At 70.7% G+C, this 16030-nt stretch carries 15 protein-coding genes and 1 tRNA gene; 14 read left to right on the forward strand and 2 right to left on the reverse strand.

The window, feature by feature from the left end; genetic code table 11:
* Positions 1-135: 135 nt before the first annotated feature.
* From Aut01nite_RS20880 to Aut01nite_RS20900, 5 genes are all read left to right on the forward strand, one after another.
* Entirely contained in the window at positions 136-2376 is a 2241-nt protein-coding gene (locus Aut01nite_RS20880; protein ID WP_043525385.1) for a transketolase C-terminal domain-containing protein, read from the forward strand.
* Between the two features lie 112 nt (positions 2377-2488).
* Positions 2489-2920, forward strand: coding sequence for a DUF3052 domain-containing protein (locus Aut01nite_RS20885; protein ID WP_043525386.1), 432 nt, complete (start codon positions 2489-2491; stop codon positions 2918-2920).
* A 128-nt stretch (positions 2921-3048) separates the two neighbouring features.
* Positions 3049-3513, forward strand: a complete 465-nt coding sequence (locus Aut01nite_RS20890; protein ID WP_043525387.1) for a peroxiredoxin — start codon at positions 3049-3051, stop codon at positions 3511-3513.
* Between the two features lie 84 nt (positions 3514-3597).
* Positions 3598-3672 (forward strand) — tRNA-Val (locus Aut01nite_RS20895).
* Between the two features lie 191 nt (positions 3673-3863).
* Complete coding sequence (locus tag Aut01nite_RS20900; protein ID WP_152628719.1) at positions 3864-4733, forward strand: hypothetical protein; 870 nt, start codon at positions 3864-3866, stop codon at positions 4731-4733.
* Positions 4734-4749: 16 nt separating this feature from the next.
* Here the strand turns inward: Aut01nite_RS20900 and Aut01nite_RS20905 are convergent, their stop codons facing one another.
* Positions 4750-5313, reverse strand: coding sequence for a DUF402 domain-containing protein (locus tag Aut01nite_RS20905; RefSeq protein ID WP_236642712.1), 564 nt, complete (start codon positions 5311-5313; stop codon positions 4750-4752).
* 347 nt (positions 5314-5660) lie between these two features.
* Between Aut01nite_RS20905 and Aut01nite_RS20910 the strand changes: the two genes are divergently transcribed.
* A complete protein-coding gene (locus Aut01nite_RS20910) occupies positions 5661-6503 on the forward strand; it encodes a hypothetical protein (protein ID WP_204037612.1) in 843 nt (280 codons plus the stop codon).
* A 182-nt stretch (positions 6504-6685) separates the two neighbouring features.
* Here Aut01nite_RS20910 and Aut01nite_RS20915 read toward each other — a convergent pair whose 3' ends face one another.
* Positions 6686-7321, reverse strand: coding sequence for a bifunctional DNA primase/polymerase (locus Aut01nite_RS20915; protein ID WP_043525391.1), 636 nt, complete (start codon positions 7319-7321; stop codon positions 6686-6688).
* Positions 7322-7545: 224 nt separating this feature from the next.
* Here Aut01nite_RS20915 and Aut01nite_RS20920 point away from each other — a divergent pair, with 224 nt between their 5' ends.
* From Aut01nite_RS20920 to mctP, 8 genes are all read left to right on the forward strand, one after another.
* Positions 7546-8775, forward strand: coding sequence for a helix-turn-helix domain-containing protein (locus Aut01nite_RS20920; RefSeq protein WP_043525392.1), 1230 nt, complete (start codon positions 7546-7548; stop codon positions 8773-8775).
* A gap of 49 nt (positions 8776-8824) precedes the next feature.
* The gene (locus Aut01nite_RS20925) at positions 8825-9409 is read left to right on the forward strand and encodes a flavoprotein (protein WP_043525394.1); all 585 of its coding nucleotides are present in this window, start codon (positions 8825-8827) and stop codon (positions 9407-9409) included.
* A gap of 163 nt (positions 9410-9572) precedes the next feature.
* On the forward strand, positions 9573-10394 hold the full coding sequence (locus Aut01nite_RS20930; RefSeq protein WP_043525395.1) for a Nif3-like dinuclear metal center hexameric protein: 822 nt from the start codon (positions 9573-9575) through the stop codon (positions 10392-10394).
* A 15-nt stretch (positions 10395-10409) separates the two neighbouring features.
* Positions 10410-11144, forward strand: a complete 735-nt coding sequence (locus Aut01nite_RS20935) for a zinc ribbon domain-containing protein (RefSeq protein ID WP_043525396.1) — start codon at positions 10410-10412, stop codon at positions 11142-11144.
* Complete coding sequence (locus Aut01nite_RS20940; protein ID WP_043525397.1) at positions 11141-12241, forward strand: bifunctional RNase H/acid phosphatase; 1101 nt, start codon at positions 11141-11143, stop codon at positions 12239-12241. The genes Aut01nite_RS20935 and Aut01nite_RS20940 overlap by 4 nt, the downstream gene beginning before the upstream one ends.
* Before the next feature lie 80 nt (positions 12242-12321).
* Positions 12322-13614, forward strand: a complete 1293-nt coding sequence (locus tag Aut01nite_RS20945; RefSeq protein ID WP_043525398.1) for a glycoside hydrolase family 18 protein — start codon at positions 12322-12324, stop codon at positions 13612-13614.
* A gap of 131 nt (positions 13615-13745) precedes the next feature.
* Positions 13746-13967, forward strand: coding sequence for a DUF3311 domain-containing protein (locus tag Aut01nite_RS20950; protein WP_043525399.1), 222 nt, complete (start codon positions 13746-13748; stop codon positions 13965-13967).
* Positions 13964-15610, forward strand: a complete 1647-nt coding sequence (mctP, locus tag Aut01nite_RS20955) for a monocarboxylate uptake permease MctP (RefSeq protein ID WP_043525400.1) — start codon at positions 13964-13966, stop codon at positions 15608-15610. The genes Aut01nite_RS20950 and mctP overlap by 4 nt, the downstream gene beginning before the upstream one ends.
* Positions 15611-16030: the final 420 nt, after the last annotated feature.

The following is a 16030-nucleotide window of genomic DNA, read 5'->3' on the forward strand; positions in this document are numbered from 1 at the left end:
GGTCGCTGTCCAGATCAGCCAGAACGCGCACCGGGCGGCAGCCCACAAGATCATGTCCCGATTACACCACCGGATGCGCACGGTCCGTGCAAAGATCGATTCTCTTCGCAGTGGCACGGCTGGCTCCGGTCGGGAATGCTGAGATTCGTGACCACCCCGCAAAGCCTCGACGAGCGGTTCCGCGATGCGGTCTCGGCCCTGCCGCCACCGGATTCCGGGCGCCCTCCCGGCGACCCGGTCCGCGACGGCGCCACCCTGACCGGCGCCGGCGCCCGGGACCTCTTCGACGCCCAGTTGACCAGCCGCCACCTCGACCTCGCGGCGCGCTGGCTGCGCAGCTTCAACGAGGGCTTCCACACCGGCGGATCGGCCGGGCACGAGGGCGACGCGGCGGTCGCCGCGGCGCTGCGCGGCGACGATCCGGCACTGCTGCACCACCGGTCCGCGGCGTTTTATTGCGTCCGCGCGGAACGTCACCCCGGATCCGCCGGCCAGGACCGTGGCCGCCGGCTCGAGGACGCCGCCCGGGACGTCCTGCGCGGAGTGGTCGGCTCGGTCCGCGACCCGATCAGCGGCGGCCGCGACAAGGTGTTCGGCCACCCCGGCCTGCACCTCATCCCGGCCGTCTCCACCTCCGGCGGCCACCTGCCCCGGGCCGTCGGGCTCGCGCACGCCCTGAGCCGCGGCGGCGAACACCCCTGGCCGGCCGACGCGATCGTGGTGGCCACCTTCGGCGACGGCGCGGCCGGCCGTCCCGGCGGCGCCGCCGCACTCGCCGCCGCCGGCCGCCTCGACCACGCCGGCGGTCCCCTGCCGCTGCTGCTGGTCTGCGAGGACGACACCCCCGGCGGCCCGCACCCGGACGGCCTGGTCGCGGCGGCGCTGCGCGACCGCCCCGGGCTGCGGTACTCCTTCGCCGACGGCGGCGACCTGGCCGCGGCGTACGACGCGGCGGCCGAAGCCGCCGAGTTCGTGCGCACCGAACGCCGCGCCGCCGTCCTGCACCTGTCCGCCGTGCGCCTGCTCGGCCGGCCCGGCGACCCGGACCCCGGCGACGAGGGACTGGACCGCGACCCGCTGATCGGCGCCGCCCGGCTGCTCGTCGCGGCCGGGCTGTACACCCCCGACGAGGTGATCACCCGGTACGACGAGGTCGGCTGGCAGGTCCGCAAGGCCGCCGAGGAGGTGCTCGGCGAACCGAAACTGGCCGCCGTCGGCGAGATCGTCGCCACGCTCGCCCCGCGCCGGCCGCTGCGGGTCGCGCACGCCGTCGCCGAACACGCCGACCGGGCCCTCGGCGCCGGGACGGTCCGGCAGCGGGTCTTCGGTGGGCGGCTACCCGAGGACGCCGGGCCGATGACCCTGGCCGAAGCCATCGGGGCGACCCTCGTCGACGCCCTCGCCGCCGACCCGCGGATGCTGGCCTTCGGGCCCGCGACCACCCGCGGCGGGCGGTACGGCGTCACCAGCGGCCTGCACGAGCACGCCGGTGACCGGGTCTTCGACAGCCCGCCGGACACCACCACGATCCTCGGCCTGGCCCTCGGCGCCGGGTCGGCCGGCCTGCTGCCGGTGCCCGAGCTGGACTGCCTGTCCGCCCTCACCGACGGCGCCGAGCAGCTGCGGGCCGAGGCCGCCACCATGGCGTACCTGTCCTCCGGCGCCTACCGCAACCCGATGGTGCTGCGGGTGCCCGGCCTGCCCCAGCCGTTCGGCGTCGGCGGGCACCTGGTCAACGACAACACCGTGGCCGCCCTGCGCGACGTGCCGGGCCTCGTCGTCGCGGTGCCGGCCCGCGCCTCCGACGCCGTGCCGATGCTGCGCTCCTGCCTCGCCGCGGCGGAGGTGGACGGGAGCGTCTGCGTCTTCCTCGAGCCGGCCGCCCTCTACCAGACGAGGGACCTCTATCAACAAGGCGACAATGAGTGGCTGGCGCCGTACCCGCCGCCCGGCGCATGGGCCGAGGATCACGTCCCGATCGGCCGGGCCCGCATCTACGGGCTCGGCACCGCCCAGGACCTGACCATCGTGACGTACGGCAACGGCGTCCGGATGTCGCTGCGTGTCGCCGCCCAGCTGGCCGCCGAAGGCTACGGCTCCCGCGTGGTCGACCTGCGCTGGCTCAACCCGCTCCCCGTCGCTGACCTGGTACGGGAGGCCGGCGCCACCGGCCGGGTGCTGATCGTCGACGAGACCCGGCGCTCCGGCGGCGTCGGCGAGGGCGTGCTGGCCGCCCTGGTCGACGGATCCTTCGTCGGATCCGCGCGCCGGGTCGCGGCCGCGGACGCGCCGGTTCCGCTCGGTCCCGCAGCCCAGCACGTGCTGGTGGGAGAGGATGCCATCACACAGGGTGCCCACACGCTGCTGGCACGGTAAATTGCCACACACTCGGTGCGCCACTTGCGCACCGGCCCCGGAATGTGTGGACTACCCCCAGGTTCCGGAACATTTCGACGGTATTTTTTTGACGGCTAGGAGGATTTGGACAGTGAGCGCGACCGCGGGTCAGGCCGACGGCGTACGCAGCCTGGCGGACCGGTTCGGCCTGGAGCCGAACATGGTGGTCATGGAGATGGGTTACGACGATGACGTCGACGAGGATCTCCGTGACGCCCTGACCGAACGCGTCGGTGACATGGTCGACGAGGACACCGACGAGGTGGTCGACGCGGTGCTGCTGTGGTACCGCGACGGCGACGGTGACCTTTTCGAGATTCTCACCGATGCCCTTGGCCCCCTCGCCGACAACGGCGTGGTGTGGCTGCTGACCCCGAAAGCCGGCCGTGACGGGCACGTCGAGCCGAGCGAGATCAGCGAGTCGGCCCCCACCGCGGGTCTGCAGCAGACCTCGACGGTGAACGCCGGCAAGGACTGGACCGGTGCACGCCTGGTCTCCCCCCGGGGCGCCAAGAAGAAGTAGCTCACTGCGACCTCCCCCCAGGTCGGCGCCCACCGCGGGCGCCGGCCCAGCGGCGCACGCCCACCCGGCGTAGCGATCTTGGTGGTATCCGGCGCGACGGCCGGCAAAGCCCGTTCTAGGCTGGGCGGATGCCGATCGACGTGGGCGCGCCGGCCCCGGACTTCGTCCTCAAGGATCAGAACAACCAGGAGGTACGCCTCGCCGGCTTCCACGGCCGCAAGGCGGTCCTTCTGGTCTTCTACCCGCTCGCGTTCAGCCGCCGCTGCCACGGCGAGCTCACCGAGATCCAGCAGAACCTGGACACCTACGTCAACGAGCACGTCCAGGTGCTCACCATCAGCGTCGACTCGTCGTACAGCCACAAGGTCTGGGCTCTCCAGGAAGGCTTCGACTTCCCCCTGCTGGCCGACTTCTGGCCGCACGGGGCCGTCGCCGACGCCTACGGCGTCTTCGACTCCGAACGCGGCATCGCCAACCGCGGCACCTTCCTCGTCGACGCCACCGGCACCGTCCGCTTCGCCGAGATGAACGGCCCCGGCGAGGCCCGCGACCAGAACGCCTGGCGCGCCGCCCTCGCCACCCTCGGCCGCTGATCCCGCTTTGCGGCGATGAGGTCGCCGTTTCCCGCCCTCGATCAGCGGCAGGGTAAGATGACGGCTCCGGCCATGCCGTGTGCCGGGCGCGTAGCTCAGTGGGAGAGCACTCGCCTTACAAGCGAGGGGTCGTAGGTTCGAAACCTACCGCGCCCACCACTCGAACTGCAGTGGACCGGGCAGCTTGCAGCGAGCAGGCATGCCCGGTCTCTCTGCACCGTCTCCACCTCGAACTCCAGCCATGATCACGAATGGCGACTGCCGTACTGGGGGTCGCCATGCCAGCGTGGTTGTGCGGGATCATGCCGCCGGTGGGCATCCCTGTTGACGGCGGCCCTCACTCTCGAGGCATGGCGACTGTGGACAAGACCTTCGATGTTGTGGAGATCGACTCGTCGCTTCAGCGCGTCATCAGGCGGAAGAGATTGTTCGTCGCGGTTCCCATCGCGGCTGGGGTGCTGGCTTTCCTCATGGTGGTCTGGGAGGTCATCCGGCAGAACGTTCCGGACGGCTATCTGAAGCGGTGGCCGTGGAAACTGGAGCTGCTCAACCTGGAGTCGGGCGCTACGGTGCTCACCGTTCTCATCGTCGTGGTCTTCACCCGCATGCAATACGCGGAGACCGTACGACCCTCGATCGGCTGGACGATGGGCCCCGTCCGCAGCGAGGCCGAGCGTAGTTCGGCGGCGTACTGGCTGAGCGACATCCGCCATATGATGATCGTCAACGTGTTCAACGGCGGGGGCGGCGGTGCGGTCCTCGTCGGTGTCCATTACCGCGTCGCTCTCTCGACGCAGGAGCACACGTCCGGATGGATCGACCACGCCGAGCTGTATGAATTGCTGGACAGTTTCGGGATGGCTCGTGGCGACGGCTTCTACTGCTCCCTGTTGCGAGCGGGCCTTCCCGTGCCGCCGGGCACATCCCTGCTCGACCGGAACCTCATCGCGATGATGATGTCCCGGGAATGCCTCCGACGTCTGCGGATACTGGACATCCGGCTGCGTTTCTCGGATCCGGTCGGTGACCTTCATGAGCGGGTGCTCGCCTGCCGTTTCAACTTCGTCGATGAGCACGACTACGACGGTGTCGAGGACGGGAGCCCTCCTGAGTCGCACCCTGAGCGACGGCCTGTGCAGCAGGGCGGCCGGCTCAGGGCGCTCCTGGCGATGCCGGCAGGTCGGCGTGCTGCGCGGCAGCGATCTTCGACGAACCGATGATGAGGGCCCGGTGGGCTCAGCGGTGGCGGCCGGTCCCCGCGAGCATGCGGTTCATCCAGATCTCATGACGGCCGGTGAACGGGTCGTGTGGGCCGGCCAAGGCCTGGTGAAGCGCGTCGGCGGCGCTGCCGGCCGCGGTGACCACGTCGGCCGGATAGCCGAAATGCTCGCGGTGCTGGTGGAACTCGTCCTCGTCGTCGATCTGGACGCGGCCGTCGGAACGGAAGCGGAGGACGTCGATGTCGAGGTCGACGACGGTGAAGCGGGGGATTCCGGTGGGGGAGACGTCGCGTTCGGCGGGGGTGGCGACGTCGCAGTAGACATCCAGGCGGTTCGGGCGGTCCAGGAACATCGCCATCCACCAGCCGTGGTGGGGGAGCAGGCGGACGGCGTGTTCGCGGGTGCGCTGGCGGCGGCGCCAGCCGTAGCTGTAGTGGACGACCGAACCGCGGGGGGTGCCGATCCAGGTGCCGAAGTCGTCGGTGCCGAGGAGGTGGCCGGTCACCCGGCGGTGCGGGCGGCCGTCGTACTTGCGCAGGACCAGTTCGGCCGGGGTCATGCGGTTCGGCGCCGGGATCACGCGGTGAGGATAGGCGGTCCCCATCGAGGGACGTCGGCCGCCGTTGCGATGCCGCGGTCGACACCGGGCGTCGGCGGGTGGTGAGTGGCCCGCCGACGGGATGATCCGGCTGGTGAGATCGGACGGGCCGTTCCGCGCGGCGAAAGGGTGGCAACCGGGCGGTGGGGAAGAGGCAACCAGGGTGCAACGGGTGCGGGCTCAAGACGGGGCGGGGGGAACCGATTCTTGATTTCGTCCGCCGGGGAAGCCCCGCGGTGGGCGGGTCCGGGCCGGTGTCCCCTCGGCGGCCGGGGCCCGCCCTGACGGACGGGGAACAGCCGGGCAGGCGCGACACCACGGAGGCCGACGTGACCACGGAGCTGCACGCCGGTTTCGACGACGAGAAGGTGGTCGTCTCCTCGTACCCCCTCAGGATGCGCAGTGGGCGCGCCCGCCGTGAGCGGACCGGAAGCCTGATCGAATTCGTCCCCCGCCCGCCCAGCGGGCGCGGCCGGGAGGAGCGGGTGACGCTGACCGCACGCGTCGCCCTGCCTGTTCTTCTCGTCGTCGCCGGGCTGAGCGCGGCCGGGTTCAGCTGGTGGCTGGCGGCCGGTGGCGGCGCGGCGCTGCTGGTGGCGTTCTGGCGCCGGCAGGCCCGGGCGGCGCAGCAGGCGGCGTTCGCGGTGCCGCGTGACACCGGGTCCCGGGTGCTGTGGACGCTGCCGGAGCGGGCCGCCTTCCAGGGTGCGCTGGCCGCCTCGCAGCGGGTCCGGCGGACCTGGCCGGCGCTCGGCGACATGATCGACCCGGTCGCGGCGGACCGGTCTCTGACCCGGGCTCTGGAGGAGTTGTCCGAGGTGCTGGCCCGGCGGCAGGAGCTGCGGCGGTTGCGGGAGGACCTGGCGGGGGTACGCGATGCCGACATCCCGGCGGACAGCCCGGCCCGGATGGCCGCCGACCTGCAGGAGGAGCGTGCCGGCGCGGCGTGGCGGGAGGCGGGCGAGGCCGCGAACCGGATCCTGCGCAGCATCGACACCGCGGCCCGCGCCGGCGAGGGTTTCATCCGGGAGCGGCAGGTCGCGGCGACGGCCCGGCACGCCGAGCGGACCCTGGCCCGGGTCACCGGCGCCGGCACGGTGGCCGAGAGCGGCCCGGAGCTGGCCGACCGTACCGAGGCCGTGATCGCCGCCTATCGCGACCTCGCGATCTGACGGCTCGACCCCCGGCTGGTCGTGGCTGCTGTCTCAGCGCGGTGGAGACAGCAGCCACGACCAGCCGGAGGTTTCCCGCAATTCACTCAACAACTTCATCCTCTGGGGTGATGCGCCCGACGGCGACCTGCGAGAACCTTGTCGGGTGACAGGTGTTCCCGTGTTCAGGAGATTTCCGGGCTTCAGGCTGCTCTGCGCGATGTGGACAGTTGCCGTGGCACCACCACGGCGCCCGCCCGGCGATCCGTCCCGAGCGCGGCGATCAGCTTCTCCTGCACCTCTTCCGGGTCCGGCAGGCGCCACTGTGACCGGTCCGGATGGACCTCCCAGCGGACCTGGCCCTCGGGCATCCGGCTGGGCGGGGCGGGGATCCACGAGCCGGCGCCGTGCCGCACGACGTCGAGGCGCCGTTCCAACTCGGGCCGCAGCGGGCCGCCCGGCCGCGTCAGGAACATCCATCGCCCGCCGGCGGTCACCGCGACCGGCCCGATGCCCGGGCCGAGGCGCCCCACGGACGCGGGGACCTCCAGGACGTCGAAGGATGTTCCGGTGGTGAGGAGGACGGTGTGCGGCAGGCGCCGCCACCACGCGGCGATCCGGACCGGATCGTCGCTCGCCGAAGCGGCCCACTCAGTCAGGGCCGGATGGCATCCGGAGATCGAGCAGTCGGGTCGACCGCAGTCGAACCGGTGGCCGGTGAGATACGAGCCAGGAGTCACGGACCACCCGTGCGCGGCATAGCGCAGCGCGGCCCGGCGCAGCAGGGCCCGGTCGAGGATTGACGGTGGGACGTTCGGCTGACGGCTGGTCCACTGCATGGCTCGATACCCCCGGATCGGGCTGGAGAGCCGTATCCCGCTGCGACGGTCGTCGTTGGATTCGGCAGATCCACCCTTTGCAAGTTGCAAGAAAACTACGAGCATCGGTGAGCAGGCGATCACACACGCTGTGCGATCTGTGCACACGTGAGCGGTCCACACTGCGAGTGACACCGGATGGCTCAGCCCGGCGGAGACTCCGCCGGTTGAGTGGGGGAGGCACCGTGGACGAGCTGCCGATCGGCCGCCGCGTCGCCTATTGGCGGGGCCGACGCAAGATGTCCCAGCAGGTGTTCGCGGACCGGCTGGGCAAATCCAAGAGCTGGGTCGACAAGGTGGAGCGCGGGGTCCGCCGTCTCGACAAGTTCTCCGTGGTCTATGACATCGCCGACGTGCTCCAGGTCGATGTCACGTTGTTGCTGGGCAAGGAAGTGGAGCGCAAACCGGAGACACAGAACTGCATCGACCAGGTGGAGGTCGAGGAGATTCGCGCCGCTCTGGAGCGTTATGACCAGATGAGCGCGTTCTTCCAGGCGGTGCCACATTCGCCACCACTGACGGAGATGCGCAAGGCGGTCAGCCATGCCTGGCTGACCTACCAGCACGCCAAGTACGGGGTCCTGGCGCGCGCCCTGCCCAAGCTGCTCCGTGACGCCCAGGCGGCGGACAGCGCCCACGCGAGCAGCGACGAGGCGAGCACCGCCGCGCACCTGCTCGGGCAGGTCTATCAGATCGCCTCGTCGGCGCTGCGCAAGGTCGGCGAGCACGAGTTGTCCTGGCTGGCCGCGGACCGTTCGATCGCGGTCTCGCAGCGGGCCGGCGACCAGCTGCTGGCCGGCCTGGCCAGTTACCGCGTGGGGAGCGCGCTCCTGGCGCTCGGGCGGGTCCGCCCGTCCCTCGAGGTGAACGTCAACATCGCCAACCGGCTTGCGCCGGTGGGCCCGGCCCGGCCCGGCGAGGACCAGCTCTCGGTGTACGGGATGCTGCTGCTCAACGGCGCCATGTCGGCGGCCCGGATCGGCGACAGTGCGACCGTGCGCGACCTGCTCTACGGGGCCGAGCAGGCGGCGCGGGAGCTGGGCGGCGACTGCAATCACTACTGGACCAGCTTCGGCCCGACGAACGTCGAGCTGCACCGCTGCGCCACGGCGGTCGAGCTGGGTGACGGGCGACTGGCCGTCGAAGCCCACGAGAAGATGAACAAGGCGGGCTTCCACGCCATGCTCCCGGAACGCCGGGCGCACCACTATCTCGACATCGCCCGCGGTTACACGCAGATCGGTGATGTGGAGAAGGCGGGCGAGATGCTGCTGGAGGGCGATCGGCTCGCCCCTTCGGAGATCCGGTGCCGGCCCCTCGCTCACGAAGTCCTTTCCGACGTGCTCCGGCGTACCCGGGGCACGCCGCCGGCTCCGATAGCGGAGCTGGCCGAACAGATGGGAGTCGGTGTATGAGGGGAGCCTTTAGTCCGTCTGGGGGCGGCGGGTGGGGGGTCCGCGAGTGATGACGGGTAACCCCTCACCCGGTGTGCTGTACGTGCTCGTGTGCGGTTCGCCGATGGCCCGGGACGTCGGGATCCTGGTCAGTCAGGCCCAGAGTGAAGGCTGGGATGTCTGCGTGGTCACGACGCCGGACGGCCGTAAGTTCGTCGACGTGGCGGCGTTGCAGGCCCAGACCGGACACCCGGTTCGTTCCGACTACAAGAGTCCCGGCGATCCGGACGTGCTGCCGCCGGCCGATGCGATGATCGTCGCACCGGCCACCGTCAACACGGTCAACAAGTGGGCCGCCGGGATCACCGACACGCTGGTGCTGGGTCTCCTCGTGGAGGGGTACGGCTACGGCGTCCCCACCGCGGTGGTGCCGTACACCAACAAGGTCATGGCCCTGCATCCGGCACTGCACGAGAGCCTCGCGAAACTACGCGACTGGGGGGTGCACGTCCTCTACGGGGAGGACGTGTGCCGTCTGGGCGGTCCCGGGCAGACGGAACGTTTTCGGGGCCAGTTCCCCTGGCGGCGGGCCCTGCAGGCGGTCAGCAACCCGATCGCGGCGGCGAGCCGAGTCGAGCCGGGGGCGGTTTCCTAGCGGTATAGGGTTTCAGTCGTGACCGACTGCACCGAGCTGCGCCAACCGATTCGGGACGGCAACCTGGACCGCGAGGGCCGGGAGTGCACGACCGAGCTGGCACAGTCGTGACCGACTGCTCCGAGCCGCGCCTGCCGAAGGCGTCCCTGCCCCGGGTCCGGTCGTGACCGACCGCACGGTCCGCGCGCTGGTGGACGCCCTGGATGCCCGTTTCCCGCGGGACTGGGCGGAGTCCTGGGACCGGGTCGGGCTGGTGCTCGGCGAGTTCGAGCGTCCCGTCACCCGGGTCCTGTGCGTCGTCGACTGCGTCCCGGAGACCGTCGACCAGGCTCTCGACCTCGGCGCCGACATGATCGTCGCCCATCACCCGCTGTTCTTGAAACCGGTGTCGTCGATCGCCCCGGACACGTTCAAGGGCGCCCTCGTGCACCGGTTGATCCGGGCCGGGGTGGCGCTCTACACCGCGCACACCAACGCCGACGTGGCGAACCCCGGCGTCTCCGACGCGCTCGCTGCCCGGCTGGACCTGACCGGACTGCGCCCGCTGGTCCCGGCCGAGGGCGCGGCCGCCGGCGAGGGCCGTGGCCTGGGCCGGATCGGCACGCTGCCGGAGCCGCTGACGCTCGCCGCGCTGACCCGGTTCGCGGCCGGCCGGCTGCCGGCCACCGCGGCGGGGGTGCGTGCCGCGGGTGACCCGGAGCGGCTGATCCGCACGGTGGCCGTCTGCGGTGGCGCGGGCGACTCGTTCCTGTCCGACGCGACCCGGGCGGGCGTCGACGCGTACCTCTGCGCCGACCTGCGGCATCATCCGGTGAGCGAGCATCTCGCGGCCGGTGGTCCGGCGCTGCTCGACGTCGCCCACTGGGCGAGCGAGCGGCCCTGGCTCGACGACGTGGCAGTCTGGCTGCGCGACGCGTTCGACCTCGACGTCGTGGTGTCGGACGTGGACACCGACCCCTGGACCGTCCATGCGTTTCGGAAATGACTTGGAGACCCGCCCGTGAAGGCCGCCCCCGAAGCCCAGCGCCGCCTGCTCGATCTGCAGGCCGTCGACACCACCCTGGCCCAGCTCGCGCACCGGCGTAAGTCGCTGCCCGAGATCGCCGAGATCGACGCGGTCGCGCGGGAGATCTCGGCGCTCGAGGACGAGCGGGTCCGCGCCCAGGTGGTGGTGGACGACCTGGACCGGGACATCGCCCGGCTGGAGAAGGACATCGACCAGGTCCGCCAGCGCAAGGACAAGGACCAGAAGCGCCTGGACGCGGGCGGGTCGCTGCGTGAGCAGGAGGGCCTGCAGCACGAGCTGACCTCGCTGAAGCGGCGGCAGTCCGAGCTCGAGGACGCCGAGCTGGAGCTGATGGAGAAGCGGGAGACCGCGGAGGCGGCGCTGACCGAGGTGCGGGGCCGGCTCGCGGCCGCGGTGGAGCGGCGGACCGACGCCGAGCGCCGCCGCGACGAGGCGTACACCGACATCGCCAAGGAGCTGGAGTTCAAGACGCAGGCGCGGGGGCCGCTCGCCGCCGACCTGCCGGCTGATCTGGTCACCCTCTACGACAAGATCCGCACCGACACCGGGATGGGCGCGGCGCTGTTCTACGCGGGCCGCTGCGGCGCCTGCCGGATCGAGCTGTACGGCGCCGACCTGAACCGGGTGAAGTCCTCGCCGAAGGACGAGGTGGTCCGCTGCGAGGAGTGCCGCCGGATCATGGTGCGGACGTCGGAGTCCGGCCTATGAGCGGCCTGCGGGTGATCGTCGAGGCGGACGGCGGGTCGCGGGGCAACCCGGGCCCGGCCGGGTACGGCGCGGTGGTCCTGGACGCCGGGACCGGTGAGGTGCTGGCGGAGCGGTTCGACGCGCTCGGCATCACGACGAACAACGTCGCCGAGTACTCGGGCCTGATCGCGGGCCTGGCCGCCGCCGCCGAGCTGGGGGCCGAGCGGGTCACCGTCCGGATGGACTCGAAGCTGGTCGTCGAGCAGATGTCCGGCCGGTGGCAGATCAAGAACGCCGGGCTGCGCCCGCTCGCCGCCGAGGCCGCCGCGCTTGTCGGCAAGTTCGCCGGGGTGACCTTCGAGTGGATTCCGCGGGAGCGCAACAAGGCCGCCGACGAGTTGGCGAACCGGGCGATGGACGGCGCGGCCGGCAAGGCGCCGAAAGCGGAGACGGTGAAAGCGGCGGCGCCGAAGTCGTGGGCGCCGCCCGCCTCGACGGAGGAGGCGACCCGGATCATCCTGGTTCGGCACGGCTCCACGCCGCTGACCTCGCAGGGTCGTTACTCCGGGCGGGGTGACGTGCCGCTGACCGACGAGGGTGAGGCGCAGGCGATGGCCGCGGCGGGCCGGGTCGTCGGCATCTCGCAGGACATCGCGGCGGTGCTGTCCTCGCCGCTGTCGCGGTGCGTGCGGACCGCCCAGCTGATCGCCGACGCGGCCGGTGGGCTGCCGGTGACGGTCATGGACGACCTGATCGAGTGCGACTTCGGGCTGTGGGAGGCGAAGACCTTCGCCGAGGTGCAGGAGCAGTGGCCGGACGAGATGAACGCGTGGCTGGCGTCGACGAGTGTCGCCCCGCCGGGTGGGGAGTCGTTCCAGGCGGTCGCGAAACGAGTGCGGGGGGCGCTGGCGACCGTGCTCAGCGCGTACCCCGGGAAGGTCGTCGTCCTGGTCTCGCACGTGTCGCCGATCAAGTTGATCCTGCGGGACGCGCTGGCGGCCGGTGAGGCCTTCCTGCACCGGTTGTTCCTGGACGCGGCGGGTGTGTCGACGATGGACGTGTGGCCGGACGGGAACATCGCGGTCAGATCGGTCAACGAGACCGCCCACCTTCGATAATGGGATATTGACCCTCGCAGGGCGGACGTTTAGCTTCCTCAATTAGGAAACTTTCTTCAACGTTTCGCCCTGGAGGGCTCATGCGCGGTTTCACCCGCCGCCTCGTCGCCGGGGTCGCGGTAGCCTCGGCTGTCGTGGCTGCCGCACCCGCTCCCGCACAGGCACGGGCACATACGAAGGACTCGTACGTCAAGGTCGGCTACTTCACCCAGTGGGGCATCTACGGCCGCGACTTCCAGCTCGCCGACGTCCAGCAGTCCGGCGCGGCGGCGAGGCTGACCCACCTCAACTACGCGTTCGGGCCGGTCACCGCCGACGGCGTGTGCGCCTCCGCCGACCCGTGGGCCGACTGGCAGACGTCGTTCTCCGCGGAGAACAGCGTGGACGGGATCGCCGACGCCGCCGGTCAGCCGTACGCCGGCAACCTCAACCAGATCGCCGAGCTGAAGGCCGCGAACCCGAAGCTGAAAGCGCTCATCTCGCTCGGCGGCTGGTCCGGGTCGAAGTACTTCTCGGACGCCGCCCTCACCGACGCCTCCCGCAAGAAGCTGGTCGGCTCCTGCCTCGACCTGTGGATCAAGGGCGACCTGCCGGGCCTGTCCGACGGCATCGCGGCCGGGGTCTTCGACGGCATCGACCTGGACTGGGAGTGGCCCGGCTCGTCCGGCGAGGTCGGCAACATCATCCGGCCCGAGGACAAGCGGAACTTCACCCTGCTCGCCGCCGAGTTCCGGGCCCAGCTCGACAAGCTCGGCAAGGTCAACCGGAAGAAGTACCTGCTCACCGCGTTCCTGCCGGCCGCGCCCGCGAAGATCGAGGCCGGGTTCGAGGTCGACAAGATCTTCAAGTACCTGGACTTCGGCACCGTGCAGGGCTACGACTTCCACGGCACCTGGGAGCCGAGGACCAACCAGCAGTCGGCGCTGCGGGTGCCGGCCGGGGCCCCGGACAACCCGGACTTCTCGGTCGAGAACACGATCAACACCTGGATCGCCGGCGGCGCCCCCAAGCGCAAGCTGGTGCTCGGCGTGCCCTATTACAGCCAGGGCTGGACCGGGGTCACCGGCGGCGGCGACGGCCTGTTCCAGCCGGCCACCGGACCGGCGCCCGGCATCTTCGCCAAGGGCACCGAGGACTGGAAGACCCTCAAGAAGCTCCCCGCCCAGGGCTTCACGGTGCACCGGGACCTGCGCAACGGTCACACGTGGCTCTTCGACGGCAACACCTTCTGGACGTACGACGACCCGGCCGTCCTGCTCCAGAAGTCGCTCTACATCCGGGCCAAGGGGCTCGGCGGCGCCATGATGTGGTCGCTCGACGGCGACGACGAGAAGGCGTCGCTCACCAAGGCCATCGCGGCCGGCCTGCGCTGACCTTTCGCCGAGTGCGGCGGTGTGCCCTTTCGGCGCACCGCCTCGCCCGTTCGGCGCAGCGCGTATCGCCCGATCGTCCACTGTCTCGTTAGCGTGACGTAACGCACACGCAAGGAGTACAGGGGAGAACCATGGCTGAGCCGGAAACTCCGCGCCGTACCGATAGAAGTCCCTGGAACTGGCTGCTCGTGGTGCCGATCGTGGTGCCGCTGCTGACCTTCCTCTACAACCGTGACGAGCCGCGAATCGCCGGATTCCCGCTTTTCTACTGGATGCAGTTCGCCTTCATCCTGCTCGGCGTCGCCACCACCACGGTCGTCTACCGGATGACCAAGAAGCGGGGCGGGGCATGAGAGACCACATCACCGAGATCGTCATCTTCACGGCGCTGTTCCTGCTGGTCAGCGGAATGGGCTTCGTGGCGGCACGGTGGCGGCGGCCCAAGGACATGGCGCACCTCGACGAGTGGGGGCTCGGTGGGCGCAGCTTCGGCGGCTGGGTCACCTGGTTCCTGGTGGGCGGTGACCTCTATACGGCGTACACCTTCGTCGCCGTGCCCGCCCTGATCTTCGGCGCCGGCGCCGCCGGGTTCTTCGCGGTGCCCTACACGGTGATCATCTACCCGCTGTTCTTCCTGATCCTGATCCGGCTCTGGTCGGTGTCGCACCGGCACGGCTTCGTCACCCCCGCCGACTTCGTCCGCACCCGGTTCGACTCGCCGACCCTCGCGCTCGTCGTGGCGGTCACCGGGATCGTGGCGACCATGCCGTACATCGCCCTCCAGCTCGTCGGCATCGAAGCGGTGCTCAAGACGATGGGCGTCACCGGCGAGGGAGTGATCGCCCGGCACCTGCCGATCATCGTGGCGTTCGCGATCCTGGCCGCCTACACCTACCAGTCCGGACTGCGGGCGCCCGCGCTCATCGCCTTCGTCAAGGACACCCTGATCTACATCGTGATCATCGTGGCGGTGCTGTGGCTGCCGTACAAGCTCGGGGGCTGGGGCGCGATCTTCGACGCCGCCGACGCGAAGTTCCAGGCGTCACCGGCACCCAACGACGGGATCATCCTCAACGCCAACAACCAGGTCCAGTACTTCACCCTGGCCCTCGGGTCGGCGCTCGCGCTGTTCCTCTACCCGCACAGCATCACCGGGGTCCTGGCCAGCAAGAACCGGGACGTCATCAAGCGGAACATGAGCGCGCTACCGGCGTACAGCCTCCTGCTCGGCCTGATCGCCCTGCTCGGTTACATGGCCATCGCCGCCGGCGTGAAACCGCTGCCCGGCACCAACCCCGGCAGCGTCGACAGCAACACCGTCGTGCCGGTCCTCTTCGACCAGCAGTTCCCCGCCTGGTTCACCGGCATCGCCTTCGCCGCCATCGGCATCGGCGCGCTGGTCCCCGCCGCGATCATGTCGATCGCCGCGGCCAACCTGTTCACCCGCAACATCTACAAGGAATACCTGCGCAAGGACGCCACCCACGCGCAGGAGGCCAACGTCGCCAAGATCACGTCGCTGGTGGTGAAGGTCGGCGCCGTCGCCTGCATCGTCTTCCTCGACCCGCAGTTCTCCATCGACCTGCAACTCATCGGCGGCGTGATCATCCTGCAGACGGCCCCGGCCGTGGTGATCGGCCTCTACACCCGATGGCTGCACCGGGGCGCCCTGATCGCCGGCTGGGCGGCCGGCATGTCCCTCGGCTTCTGGATGCTCTGGCAGATCCCCAACGCGGCCACCGGCCGCAGACACTTCGGCGGCTCGGCGTTCCCGCTGTCCGAATTCGGCTTCGACAGCACGAAGACGATCTACGTCGGGTTCGTGGCGGTACTGGTCAACGCCCTCGTCGCGGTCATCGTGACGCTCGCCCTGCGAGCCGCCAAGTCGCCGGAGGGCGCCGACGGGACCGAGCCGTCCGACTACTTCGCCGACGAGGGCGATCCCCGCATCGAACGCGAACGCACCACCACGGTCGACAACATCTCCTCCACCTGAGGTTCGCTGTCGGGTTGCGGCGGGCTCCGGCCCGCCGTTTCCTTCTTCGCTGGTACGGGGAACGAACACTCCCGTGCGCCGGCCTGGTCCGCGTGGTGATCAGGCGCGCCCGAACCGTTCCGCCGCGTGCGCGCATCCGCCGCGTGCGTGGTGAGGTGTGGCGCGGGTCGAGCCGCCACTCTCCACGGCAGCCGGGTTGGCGTGCGACCCCCGCGCTGCCGCCGTCCGATGTCGGACCGGGCGGTCCTCATGGCCGAGTTAGGGCATACGCGAGGCTAATTTCCGTATTAGTCCGACTCGCGGGTCTGTTCCGGTACCGTCGGTTTCCGGCGCCGCCTTCCGCTCCTTTCCTGGCGCGCCAGGACACCGTGATCGTCTGCGGTGCGCCGGCATGCCGTGATCGTCTGCGGTGCGCCGGCA

It is taken from the genome of Actinoplanes utahensis (assembly GCF_016862455.1).
Classification (GTDB): domain Bacteria; phylum Actinomycetota; class Actinomycetes; order Mycobacteriales; family Micromonosporaceae; genus Actinoplanes; species Actinoplanes utahensis.

Coding starts and splice junctions, on each gene's coding strand:
- Aut01nite_RS20880 (WP_043525385.1), top strand. CDS start 136: ATGCTGAGATTCGTGACCACCCCGCAAAGCCTCGACGAGCGGTTCCGC.
- Aut01nite_RS20890 (WP_043525387.1), top strand. CDS start 3,049: ATGCCGATCGACGTGGGCGCGCCGGCCCCGGACTTCGTCCTCAAGGAT.
- Aut01nite_RS20900 (WP_152628719.1), top strand. CDS start 3,864: ATGGCGACTGTGGACAAGACCTTCGATGTTGTGGAGATCGACTCGTCG.
- Aut01nite_RS20915 (WP_043525391.1), bottom strand. CDS start 7,321: ATGCAGTGGACCAGCCGTCAGCCGAACGTCCCACCGTCAATCCTCGAC.
- Aut01nite_RS20925 (WP_043525394.1), top strand. CDS start 8,825: ATGACGGGTAACCCCTCACCCGGTGTGCTGTACGTGCTCGTGTGCGGT.
- Aut01nite_RS20940 (WP_043525397.1), top strand. CDS start 11,141: ATGAGCGGCCTGCGGGTGATCGTCGAGGCGGACGGCGGGTCGCGGGGC.
- Aut01nite_RS20945 (WP_043525398.1), top strand. CDS start 12,322: ATGCGCGGTTTCACCCGCCGCCTCGTCGCCGGGGTCGCGGTAGCCTCG.
- Aut01nite_RS20950 (WP_043525399.1), top strand. CDS start 13,746: ATGGCTGAGCCGGAAACTCCGCGCCGTACCGATAGAAGTCCCTGGAAC.
- mctP (WP_043525400.1), top strand. CDS start 13,964: ATGAGAGACCACATCACCGAGATCGTCATCTTCACGGCGCTGTTCCTG.